Raw genomic sequence first — 12306 nt, forward strand, 5'->3', positions numbered from 1 at the left:
GGAATTACAATGTGCAGAATTATGAACAGCCTTTTGTTAATGATCACTACGTTGTTATACAGTGCCTGTCGGCCTCCGGCAGAAGAGATTACACTGGTACAGCAGGGACGCAGCGAATACGTGATTGTGCTGCCGGAACAGGCTACCAAAGCAGAAAGCAAAGCGGCAGGTATTCTCCGGGATTATATCCAACGTATTTCCGGAGCTGCGCTACCCGTGATATCAGAACCTCAATACAAGGACCAGCCGGCGGTGTTTATTGGCAATACCACCCATAGTGCAGGCCCGGCTGAAATTCATGGAGAAGGTTTTTTCACCGGCAGCAAAAGCAGGCAGCTCTTTATCCGTGGTGGCAGTGGCCAGGGAGTGGTGTATGGGGTATATTATGTGTTACAAACGTATATGGGTTGCCGTAAGGATGCTGCGGGTCCGGCAGTAATACCTGCGGTGAAGGATATACGACTAAACGGCGCTATCTCCGATTTGCAGGAGCCTGCATTTATTTACCGGGAAAGCTACTACCCTCCTTCCATGGATGCCGAATACCTTGCCTGGCATGGGTTGCACCGGTTTGAAGACCTTTGGGGCGTATGGGGACATTCCTTTTTCAAGATTCTTCCACCGGATACTTACTTCAGGGATCACCCGGAATACTATTCAATGGTAAATGGTAAAAGGCAGCCGTTGCAGCTTTGTTTAAGTAATGAAAACGTATATACTTTAACGGTAGACTGGTTTAAAAAAGCGATGGCAAACAACCCGGATGCCATGTACTGGTCTGTTGCCCCGCAGGATGGCGGCGGCGGCTGTACCTGCGATCTATGCCGCAAGGCAGATGCAGAAGAGGGCGGTCCACAGGGTTCATTGATCCGTTTTGTAAACCGGGTAGCCAAACAATTCCCGGACCAACGCTTTACTACGCTGGCTTATGGCTACACCGCCAAAGCTCCGTTAAAAACAAAACCGGCCGCCAATGTATATATTATGCTGAGCACTATTGATGCATTCCGGCAGGAACCACTCACCCAGGCATCTTCCGCAGCCGGGTTCCGCAAAAACCTGGAAGACTGGGAAGCCACTACCGGCAACCTCTTCATCTGGGATTATACCACGCAGTTTACCAATTACCTGAATCCGTTCCCCGATTACAGCAACCTGTCATCCAACCTCCAATATTTTGCGGCCCATCATGTAAAAGGCGTATTTTCCCAGGGCAGCGGCGAAACCTATGGTGACATGGCAGAATACAACAGCTACGTACAGGCAGCCTTGTTATGGCAACCGGCTGCTGATATGAAAAAGGTCAACAGTGACTTTTTAAAGGGCTATTACGGTGCTGCCGCGCCTGCGATGGGGCAATACCTCGACGCGCTCACGAATGCTGTTAAAAGCACCCGTGCGGTGCTGGATATCTACGGTAACCCCATCTACTCATCGCGCGATTATTTATCGCCGGTGCAAACAGACCAGTATTCCGGTTTTCTCGATAAGGCCGAAGCGGCAGTAGGTAACAACCCGCTTTATCTCCAGCGTGTATATAATACCCGGTTATTCCTGGAATATGCGGTGTTGCAGCAATCGCGTTTTTATGGCACCGAAAAATACGGCTATCTCCAGCCTGATGGCACGGTAAACCCGCGATGGCCGCAACGTGTACAGAAATTTGTAGCGCAATGTAAAACAGCCGGTGTGCAGGAACTGGCAGAAGGCGGGTTGGCCCCTGATGCCTATGCGCAGGAGTGGCAGGAGTTGTTTTCCCGTAAATGGGTGAAGAGTCTTGCGTTAGGTGCGGCGGTTACCCTTGCAAATCCGTACACGCCGGAGTATACGCCTAAAAAGGAGCGTACGCTTACCGATGGATTAACCGGTGGCAACGACTTCAGTTACAACTGGCTCTTTACTTATGGTAAGGATATGGTAGCGACCATTGATATGGGCAGCAGTAAAACTATCCGCCAGGTCCAAATGAATTTTTTACAGGATGCACGGCATTATATTTTCAATCCTGCACAAGTGTTGGTGGAAACATCTGCAGATGGTACTCACTTTACCTCTGCCGGCGTAAAGGATATTCCTGTTCCGGAGGAAGATTACGCAGTGCGCATTCATCACTATAGTTTCTCTGTCCCGGGCGTTTCGGCCAGGTATATCCGGATCACTGCCAAATGTCCGGCTACACTTCCCGATTGGCGCCTGGTGGAGGGAAAGAAGCCCTCGCTTTGCTGCGACGAGATTACGGTGGAATAACCCTTACGTACAGGCGGACTTGATACGGTGTATCTTAATTATCAGTTAAATGCCTGCCGGAATTCAAGAGGTGACAAACTGGTTTTCTTCTTAAACAGCGTACTAAACGATTGTGCGTGTTCAAAGCCTAATGCATAAGCAATTTCGCTTACCGACAAATTTGTAGTCGAGAGTTTTTCCTTCGCCTTTTCAATCAATCGCTGATGTATATGTTGTTGTGTATTTTGCCCTGTATGCATGCGCAGTAGATCGCTCAGGTAGTTTGGAGACAGGTTCATGAGTTCGGCCATGCGTTGTACCGTTAATAGTTCCGGTTGCGTTGTCGTACTGCTGTCAAAATACTCATCAACAAGGCGTTCAAATTTGGCAAGCAGTTGATGATGGTGGTTTTTCCGGGTGATAAACTGCCGCTCGTAAAATCGATTGGAATAATTGAGCAACAACTCAATTTGCGATAGGATAATTCCCTGCGTATATTTATCAATATGCAGGCATTCCTTGTCGATCTTGTTCAATATTGTAATAAGATCATCTTCTTCTTCAGCAGAAAGATGCAGCGCCTCATTTACAGCGTAAGAGAAGAAGTTATAACCGTTGATGTTGCTTGCCAGAGGATGGGCCAGCAAAAAGTCAGGATGAAAAACAAGCAGGTAACCGGATCCGCATTCTACGTTTTTCAGATCCAGGTATTGAACCTGATTAGGTGCGGTAAAGCTCAGAACACCCTTATTGTAATCATAATGTTGCTGGCCATATCGTATTTTTCCCTTGACTTCCCTTTTGAGGGCAACACAATAAAATCTATTCACAAAACCTTTCCATACATCATCTTCCAGGAAAGTACTTTCGGCGAGGTTAATCACACTTACCAATGGATGACGTGGCTCGGGCAAAGAGAGCAACCGGTGAAATTCTGAGACTGATCTGATGGCATTCATCATACTAATTTAAACATTTTAAGGTGTAGAATAGCGGTTGCATTCTTAAAAATGCAACCGTACAATACGCTAGTCAATAAGCCCCATACTAAACTCATCGTATGGATTACCGGTATCAGTACCCAACGGCACAATGCTTTCGAGTTTCAACAGATCAGCTTCGTTTAATTCAATTCCGGTGGCCGCTATGTTTTGCTCTAAATATTTTCTTCGTTTGGTACCCGGAATAGGTAAGATGCCCTTATTTATAATCCAGGCCAGTGCCAACTGTGATGTGGTTATTTTTTTCTCTCCGGCCATTGCCTCAATGGCTTTAACCAACTCAATATTCTTGTAAAAATGAGCTTCCTGAAAACGGGGAATTGCCCGGCGAAAATCATTTTCCGGTAAGTCATCTATGGTCCGGATCTGCCCGGATAAAAAACCACGTCCTAATGGGGAATAAGCAACAAAACCTATCCCAAGTTCATTCAAAGTATTCAGTATGCCACGTTCTTCTGTTGTACGCTCAAATAAAGAATATTCACTTTGTACCGCCGTAATCGGGTGAACCAAGTGAGCTCTTCTTATAGTTTCTGAAGATACTTCTGATAGTCCGAGATAACCCACTTTTCCTTCCTTCACCAGCTCACTCATCGCCTCAATGGTTTCTTCGATGGGCGTGTTTTTATCGAGTCGGTGCATATAGTACAAATCAATGTACTCCGTGTTAAGATTTTTAAGAGAACGTTCCACCGCTTTTTTCACATATTCTTTTTTGCCATTAATAGCCCAGGTCACTTTGTTGTTATCATCTATTTCCCAACCGAATTTTGTCGCGATAATATACTTATTCCTATTACCAGCTATTGCTTTAGCAATCAACTGCTCATTTTTGAAAGGACCGTACAAATCGGCAGTATCTAAAAAGTTGCCACCTAATTCGAGCGATCGGTGAATGGTAGCAATAGCTTCCTGCTCATCTGCCTCTCCATATATATTTCCTTCTTCAAAACCCGTCATACCCATACAGCCCAAACCTATAATTGGTACAGCCAAACCTTCGCTTCCCAAATTTATTTTCTTCATTACCATACTATTAATTTTAATAGGTCAAAGTTCGCTAAGAACACTTTAATAGCTGTATGCAAAGCCCTGAAAGTTGTATGCAAATCAAGGACCTGACACCTGATCTCCCCCCCTTTCCGGGGCCCAGAAATCTCTCTCCCTAAAAATAAATTTGGAAAATAAACACTGTTCAGTATATTTGCACTGTAAACAATTCAACGTGGGCATAATAGAAAGAAAAGAACGTGAAAAGGCGGAAATGCGCAGGCGTATTGTAGACGTAGCTATTCAAATGTTTGTGGAAGACGGATATGAAAAAGTATCGATCCGCAATATTGCTGATAAAATAGAATACAGTCCTGCAACCATTTATCTTTATTACAAGGATAAAGATCAGCTGTTATATGATGTGCAAACAGAAGCATTTGCAACCCTGGCAACAGAGTTCCTGCAAAAAGTAAATAGTAACGAACCATTCAAAAGGCTGGAGCAACTGGCACGTGCATATGTGGAGTTTTCGAGAAATCATCCGGAGTTATATGACCTGATGTTTATCATAAAAGCGCCGATGAATGCCGTGATGAAAGAAGAAAAGTGGATGAACGGAGATCCTGCCTATGATGCTTTATATAACCTCATGCAGGAATGTATCGACAAAAAATTGGTGAAGTTTAAAGATGCTACAATAGGCACCCTTTCTGTATGGGGCTTTGCGCATGGCCTTGTGAGCCTGCACCTGCGGGGAAGATGTTCCAAAGTGTCCAGGGTTTCAGATGAAGATATGCCGGGAGTGGTAGATGAAGCGATTAAGGAATACCTGCGAATGATTAAAGCATAAGCACTGCTTTGTGAAGATGAAGTGAAACCAAAATTTACTTAAAAGCCTTGACGGCTTTTTTTTAAGAACATCATTAAACACTGTTCATTATATCAACAACGATTAACAGAAAGCCAGCCGGCTTTATTTTTTTCGGCATCAATAAACACCGTTCATTATGTACACATCAATCACAAAAGGAGCATTGTTAATAGGCCTGATCACAGCGGGCTTCAGCTCCTTTGCACAAAGTTCTGTGCTGGATCAATACATACAATCCGCTTTCAGCAACAATAAAGGATTAAAAGATCAAAACTTCCAGCTGACCAAATCAATGCTCGCCTTACAGGAAGCAAAAAGCCTTTTTGGGCCGAATGTATCGGTACTGGGCAGCTACACCAAATCAGCAGGCGGCCGTACCATCGATTTTCCCATCGGGGATATTATGAACCCGGTGTACAATAGCCTGAATCAGCTGACCAACAGCCATGATTTCAAAAACATCGACAACGTATCGGTGCAGCTAAACCCCGATAACTTTTATGATGCCAAAGTAAGGGCGAGTTTGCCGCTGATCAATGCAGAGATTTATTACAACCAGAAAATCCGGAGAGAACAGATTACACAACAACAGGCCGCCCTGAACGTATACAAACGGGAACTGGTACGCGATATTAAAACGGCCTACTATCAATACTACCAGGCCGCACAGGCGGTAGCTATTTACAACAATGCCTTGTCGCTTATCAATGAAAACATCCGGATCAATGAGAGCATGGTGCGTAATGGCATACGTAACAACACCGCCCTCTATCGCGCACAAACGGAAAAACAAAAAACAGATGCCGATATCAACAAAGCCATTAACGCCCGGCAGAATTCCAAAGCTTATTTTAATTTCCTGCTGAACCGCGGACTGGATGAAAATATTACGCTCGACAGCACCCTTCTTCAGATGCCGGCACAGCTGCCTGGCAAAGATATCAACGGCCGTGAAGAACTGGCCCAATATAAAAGCGCTGCTAACGTATACCGCTTAAACGAACAACTTCAACGCTCCTACCTGGTACCCAAGCTCAGCACCTTCATCGATCTCGGCTCACAAGGCACCGGCGCGCGTTTCGATAAAGATACCCGCTACTATATGTTTGGCGTAAACCTGGAATGGAACCTGTTTGCCTCTCACAAATACAAATACAAAATCAAACAGGCCGCCAACGAAGTTGCTACCATCACCAATGCCGCCGATCAAACAACCGACCAGCTACGGTTACAACTATACGAAGCAGTAAACAATTACCAGACGGCCATTCTAAATTTTAAAACAGCGCAAAGCCAGCTGTCTTTTGCCGAAAGGTACTACCGCGACCAGATGAAAGTGTATAAAGAAGGGCAACTGCTGTATATAGAACTGCTCGATGCCCAAAACCAGCTTACCCAGGCCCAGCTGCAAACGGCCGTAGCACAGGCTTCCGTGCAAACGGCCTACGCGTCGGTAGAACGCGCACAGGCATCTTACGATATTAACAACAATTACAACAACCAATAAACTCACACTCATGAAAAATACATTGCTCCTGCTGCCCTTTTCCCTGTTGCTGTTTTCCTGCGGCAGCAAACCGGCAGCAACCACCACTGTTTCCGATACCATCCCGGTAAAAATCATGCCGCTGGAAAAACAGGGAACCGCCGTTACGATCAATGCTTCCGGTCAGTTTACCACCGACGATGAAGTATATCTTTCCTTCAAAACCAACGGTATCATCAGCAGCATCCTCGTAAAGGAAGGTGATAAAGTACATAAGGGACAACTACTGGCGACGCTCAATCTTACAGAAATAAATGCACAGGTGCAAAAAGACCAGCTGGCATTTGAGAAAGCCCAGCGCGATTATCAGCGCATTGTGCGGTTACATAACGACAGCGTGGCTACACAGGAACAGCTGGAAAACAGCAAAACCACGATGGACCAGGCACGGCAGCAACTGAGCACCACCCAGTTTAACCGCAGCTTCTCCGCTATCCACGCCACCCAGGATGGTTATGTACTGCATAAACTGGTCAGCAGCGGCCAAATGGTAAATGCAGGTACGCCGGTATTAGAAACCAACGGCGCCAGCAGCTCCCACTGGTTACTTCGTGTAGGCGTGAGCGACAGGGAATGGGCGCAGGTGAAAAACGGTGATAAAGCCAGTATCGAAATATCCGGTATCCCCGGCGACAGCCTCACTGGCATGGTTACACGTAAATCTGAAGGCATTGATGCACAAAGCGGCACCTTCCTCATTGATGTACAACTCACCGGCAGCAAGCCCGCCGCTATCGCGGCCGGCATGTTTGGCCGCTGTCATATTCAGGCCGGTGCAGCTTCCGGCAGCACCGCATGGAGCATTCCATACGCCTCCCTCCTGGATGGAAACGGCAGCAGCGGTTTTGTATTTGTAACCAACGACAATAAAACCGCACAGAAGATACCCGTTACCATTGCAGGGATGGAAAAAGAAAATGTACTCATCAGCACCGGCATGGAACAGGCAAAGGCACTCATCATTTCCGGCAGCGCCTACCTGAAGGATCAATCACCTATCCGTATCATCCAATAACTATTACGATCATGAAAATAGCCAGATATGCCGTCAAAAATTACCAGTTCACGCTGGTAATATTCATAATGATCATTGTGCTGGGCATCACCACCATCCTCAATATGCCCCGCTCGGAAGATCCGGAACTGAGATCCCCGCAATTTAATATCGTTGTAGTGTATCCGGGTACAAGTCCTAAAGATATGGAAGACCTGGTGGTAGATCCAATGGAAAAAGAAATCTACGGACTGGATGATATGAAACGTGTTCGTACCTCCATCAGCGACGGTGTGGCCGTTATGCACGTGGAATATAAATACAGCTCCAACGTAGACCAGAAATACCAGGAGCTGGTGAGAGAGGTAAACAACAAACGGCAGGAACTGCCGGCAGATATTTACAGCATTGAAGTGCAGAAACAGGAACCCTCTGATGTAAATATCCTGCAAATAGCGTTAATCTCTGAAAATACCTCCAGGGACAAACTCCGCTACTACGCTGATAAGCTGCAGGACGAACTGGAAAAAGTACCTTCCCTGAAAAACGTAAAGCTGCATGGCTTGCCGGAACAACAGGTAAGGGTAGAACTGCAATTAGATAAAATGGCGCAGCTCCACCTGCCGGTGAATACCGTAATGGCAGCTATGCAAAGTGAAATGGCCAATATACCCGGCGGCAGTATCGATGCAGGTGATAAAAGCTTCAATATCAAAACCAGCGGTAATTATCAGCACCTCGATGAAATCAGCAACACGATTGTATCTGCCGGTAATGGGAAAAATGTTTTCCTGAAAGATATCGCACGTGTATACTATGGTTTTGAAGATGAGAAGTACTTTGTACGGCTGAACGGGCACCGGTGCGTGGTAGTATCTGCTGCTCAGAAATCCGGTGAAAATATTACCAAAACACAGATCGCCTACAAACCGGTGATCGAAAAGTTCAAGAAAACCTTACCTGCCAATATCGATATGGTGCAATACTTCGACCAGGCCGACGCCGTAAACAGCCGTTTAAGTGGCCTGGGAAAAGATTTTATCATTGCTATCCTGCTGGTAGCCTTTACCCTGCTCCCGCTGGGTCAGCGGCCTGCACTCATTGTGATGATCTCTATTCCACTGTCTTTGTCGATCGGTATTGTATTGCTGCAGCTGTTTGGCTATAGCCTGAACCAGCTGAGTATCGTAGGACTGGTAGTAGCATTGGGATTGCTGGTAGATGATAGCATTGTGGTAGTGGAGAATATAGAAAGATGGATGCTGGAAGGGCATAGCCGTATGGACGCCACACTGAAGGCCACCTCACAGATAGGGCTGGCGGTAATAGGCTGTACCGCGGCATTGGTGATTTCGTTTATGCCGCTGGTATTTATGCCGGAAGGCAGCGGTGACTTTATCCGCAGTCTGCCGCTGGCGGTGATCTTCAGTGTACTGGCATCTATGGCCGTGTCACTGACTATTATTCCATTCCTTTCCAGCCGTTTGCTGAAGGAGCATACCGGTAATCCTGAAGGCAACCTGTTTATGCGTTTGCTCAAAAAGCTGATCCATGGCAGTTATGCAAAGCTGCTCGACAAAGCACTGCATCGCCCGGTGATCACGATTGTGGTATCACTGGTAATTTTTGGCGCCTCTATCGGGTTGTTTAAGGTGATTGGTTTCAGCCTGTTCCCGGCCTCAGAAAAGCCACAGTTTCTGATCAATATTTTTGCACCGCCACAGTCGAACCTGCACTATACCAACAGTATTGTACAGCAGATAGAAAAAGAGCTGAAGCAGGAAAAGATGGTAAGCTCTTATGCCAGTAATATCGGCAAGGGAAATCCCCGCATCTATTACAACGAATTACAGGAAAATGAAAAAAGTGACTATGCACAGCTCTTTGTGCAACTGGCCCCCCATACCAGTCCGGCTGACAAAAACAAGCTGATTGAATCGCTCCGTAAAAAGTGGACGCCCTATCCCGGCGCCAAAGTAGAAGTAAAAAACTTTGAACAGGGTCCGCCGATGGTGGCGCCAGTAGAAGTACGGCTATTCGGAGATAATCTGGACACCTTACGATCTTTAGCCGGTAATGTGGAAAAGATGCTGGAGAAAACCCAGGGCACCATCTATATCAACAACCCGGTAAGTAACCTGAAATCGGATATCCGGGTGCGGATAGACCGTGAAAAGGCGCAGCAGTTGGGTATTCCCACCGCCAATATTGACAGGGTAGTACGTTTAGCCGTGGCCGGTATTAACCTGGGCCAATATAATGACCAGAATGATAATGACTACGACATCCTGCTTACCAAGCAGAAAACGGCCCAACCCACACTGGATGTATTCAGGGATCTGTACGTGAACAACAGCCAGGGAACCGCGATTCCGCTTTCACAGGTGGCACAGCTGCAGCTGGAAACATCTCCCTTAACTATTAAACACCAGGAGAAGAACCGGGTAGTAGCAGTAAGCGCCTTTATAAAGAAGGGCTTCCTGACCGACCGGGTGATAGAAGATGTGGTAAAACAAATGGATGCGCTGAAACTGCCTGCGGGATATACTTACGAGATGGGAGGAGAAGTAGAAAGCCGGAAAAATTCCTTTGGCGGATTTATGAGTGTGATCATTGTGACGATCTTCCTTTTTGTGGCGGTGCTGATCCTGCAGTTCAAAACGTTTAAGAGTATGCTCATTGTTTTATCAGTAATACCTTTGGGTATTGTGGGTGCTGCCATGGGGTTATGGCTCACCGGCAACTCGCTGTCGTTTGTAGCGATCATCGGGCTGATAGCACTGGCGGGTATTGAAGTGAAGAACACCATTTTGCTGGTAGACTTCACCAACCAGTTGCGGATGCAGGGCAAGCCCCTGGAAGCCGCTATCAGGGAAGCCGGCGAGGTACGGTTCCTTCCTATTGTGCTCACTTCCCTCACGGCTATTGGTGGATTAATTCCCGTGGCGATATCCACCAATCCACTGATTGCGCCGCTGGCCATTGTATTGATCGGTGGTTTGATCAGCTCTACTTTGTTGTCGCGTATCGTTACACCGGTGGTGTATAAACTGATTCCGCCGAGGATTGAAGCTATTAACAACAACGGACATAGTTCACAAAAACGGCAGGACCTGGAAGAGGAGGAAGTGATATTAGCGCCGCATGCTATAATTCACAATTCGTAATTAGCAATTAGTTCCTTACTTTTATGGCTAATTTGCAGTCACCAATCCTCTGAAAATTAGTTCTTATGAAAAAAATCTTCCTGGCATTTGCAACCATGCTCCTGATGATCTGTATCAGTTCACAGTCGTCACAGGCACAATTGAAACGATTCAGTATCGGTCCTTTTGTTGAAGCAGGCTTCCCGGTAGGCGACTTCGGTGATACCCACAATACCGGTTATGGTGTTGGTTTGGGCGCTGATGTAAAGCTGATAGCAGGTTTAACTGCTGTGGGTTCCGTAAGCTACTTTCATTTTGGCGGTAAGAGCTTTAACACAGGCACTGTAACCGGCGACTATCCGGACTACAACGTAGTACCTATCCGTTTGGGATTGCGGTACAACCTGATCTCTATTCTTTATGTGAAGTTAGAAGGCGGTACTGTTCAGTATACCGGTAAAAACTACAGCGGCGTAGGCGGACTGGTAGCTCCCGGTGTTGGTATCCGCGTACTGGGTTTGGATGTGGAAGCCAAGTATGAAGCATGGTTTAAAGATGGCACCAGAAGTTTCTTTGGCCTGAAAGCCGGATATAATTTTTAAAGATAAAAAAAGCTGGTAGTTACAACTGCCAGCTTTTTTTTATCTCTTTAGAATATCGTTGCTGTCCATGTTCTTTCAAACAGTCCATCCGGCGCCAGCCGGTTGATCCCCTCTTTCTCTTCCAGTTCCCCGGTCGCATTTACGCTGTCGGCAATGCCGCACCAGGGTTCAATACAAACAAAGTCCGCATCTTTAGCCGCCCATATGCCCATGTACGGAAAACCTTCAAAGGCCAGTGTTAAGCCGTGCGGTGTACGGTTGCTTTTAATGCTGATGGCCGTGGAGGCCAGGTTTTTAAATACCAGGGCATCATTATAAAACAGGGATTTCTTAAGCGGCAGTTCATGCGTATGCTGAAGATATGGAACAGGTGCGGTTTCTACCTGTCCGCCAGCCGACAATGGCCAGATCCCTGCTTCTTCTTCTTTATTAAAATACAGGTAATAATCTTCATACGTTGTATCCGGCACCAGTGGCAATTTAAAGGCCGGGTGGGCGCCTACCGAGAAGAACAGGGTTTTATCATCGCGGTTGAGCACCTGGTAGGTTACCTGTAACTGATCGTCCTGCAGGAGGTACTGGATGGTAAAGTCGAAACGGAAAGGATATACTTTACGGGTAGTTTCATTATCCGAAAGACGGAGACTGACGTATTCCGCTCCCTGTTCTGACACCGTAAACAATTGTTCCCTGGCAAAACCATGGCGGCCGAGCGTGTAGAGCTCTCCGCGGTATTGATAGGTATTCTCTTTCAGGCCGCCGACGATGGGGAATAACACGGGGCTTTTTTTACCCCAGAAGGCGGGGTCGCCACTCCATAAATATTCGAGGCCGGTATCTTTCCTCACAATGCTCTGTAGTTCTGCTCCCTGGGGGTTCACCAGTACGGTGAGTTTTTCGTTGGAAATCTGTATCATAGTCTGAAGC

General features: G+C 46.6%; 9 protein-coding genes. 6 read left to right on the plus strand and 3 right to left on the minus strand.

Annotation, left to right across the window (positions count from 1 at the left end):
* Positions 1-21: 21 nt before the first annotated feature.
* A complete protein-coding gene (locus tag ACLHR0_RS26970; protein WP_436490831.1) occupies positions 22-2247 on the plus strand; it encodes a DUF4838 domain-containing protein in 2226 nt (741 codons plus the stop codon).
* Between the two features lie 41 nt (positions 2248-2288).
* Here the strand turns inward: ACLHR0_RS26970 and ACLHR0_RS26975 are convergent, their stop codons facing one another.
* The gene (locus ACLHR0_RS26975) at positions 2289-3188 is read right to left on the minus strand and encodes a helix-turn-helix domain-containing protein (protein ID WP_436490833.1); all 900 of its coding nucleotides are present in this window, start codon (positions 3186-3188) and stop codon (positions 2289-2291) included.
* A gap of 66 nt (positions 3189-3254) precedes the next feature.
* Positions 3255-4259 (minus strand): aldo/keto reductase, encoded by a 1005-nt coding sequence (locus tag ACLHR0_RS26980; RefSeq protein ID WP_436490835.1) that lies wholly within the window; start codon positions 4257-4259, stop codon positions 3255-3257.
* A 193-nt stretch (positions 4260-4452) separates the two neighbouring features.
* Here ACLHR0_RS26980 and ACLHR0_RS26985 point away from each other — a divergent pair, with 193 nt between their 5' ends.
* The 5 genes from ACLHR0_RS26985 to ACLHR0_RS27005 all read left to right on the plus strand — a co-directional run bounded on the left by ACLHR0_RS26985 (position 4453) and on the right by ACLHR0_RS27005 (position 11379).
* Positions 4453-5070 carry a TetR/AcrR family transcriptional regulator gene (locus ACLHR0_RS26985; RefSeq protein ID WP_370911281.1) on the plus strand — a complete coding sequence of 206 codons (618 nt, stop codon included), beginning with the start codon at positions 4453-4455 and terminating at the stop codon, positions 5068-5070.
* 157 nt (positions 5071-5227) lie between these two features.
* Positions 5228-6598, plus strand: coding sequence for a TolC family protein (locus tag ACLHR0_RS26990; RefSeq protein WP_436490837.1), 1371 nt, complete (start codon positions 5228-5230; stop codon positions 6596-6598).
* Positions 6599-6608: 10 nt separating this feature from the next.
* Entirely contained in the window at positions 6609-7652 is a 1044-nt protein-coding gene (locus ACLHR0_RS26995) for an efflux RND transporter periplasmic adaptor subunit (protein ID WP_429060586.1), read from the plus strand.
* A gap of 11 nt (positions 7653-7663) precedes the next feature.
* Positions 7664-10798 (plus strand): efflux RND transporter permease subunit, encoded by a 3135-nt coding sequence (locus ACLHR0_RS27000; protein WP_436490839.1) that lies wholly within the window; start codon positions 7664-7666, stop codon positions 10796-10798.
* A 65-nt stretch (positions 10799-10863) separates the two neighbouring features.
* Entirely contained in the window at positions 10864-11379 is a 516-nt protein-coding gene (locus ACLHR0_RS27005) for a hypothetical protein (protein WP_370911277.1), read from the plus strand.
* 47 nt (positions 11380-11426) lie between these two features.
* Here ACLHR0_RS27005 and ACLHR0_RS27010 read toward each other — a convergent pair whose 3' ends face one another.
* Positions 11427-12296: an aldose 1-epimerase family protein gene (locus tag ACLHR0_RS27010; protein WP_436490841.1), complete on the minus strand. Its 870-nt coding sequence runs from the start codon at positions 12294-12296 to the stop codon at positions 11427-11429.
* Positions 12297-12306: the final 10 nt, after the last annotated feature.

The organism is Chitinophaga sp. ARDCPP14 (assembly GCF_051362515.1).
Lineage (GTDB): Bacteria > Bacteroidota > Bacteroidia > Chitinophagales > Chitinophagaceae > Chitinophaga.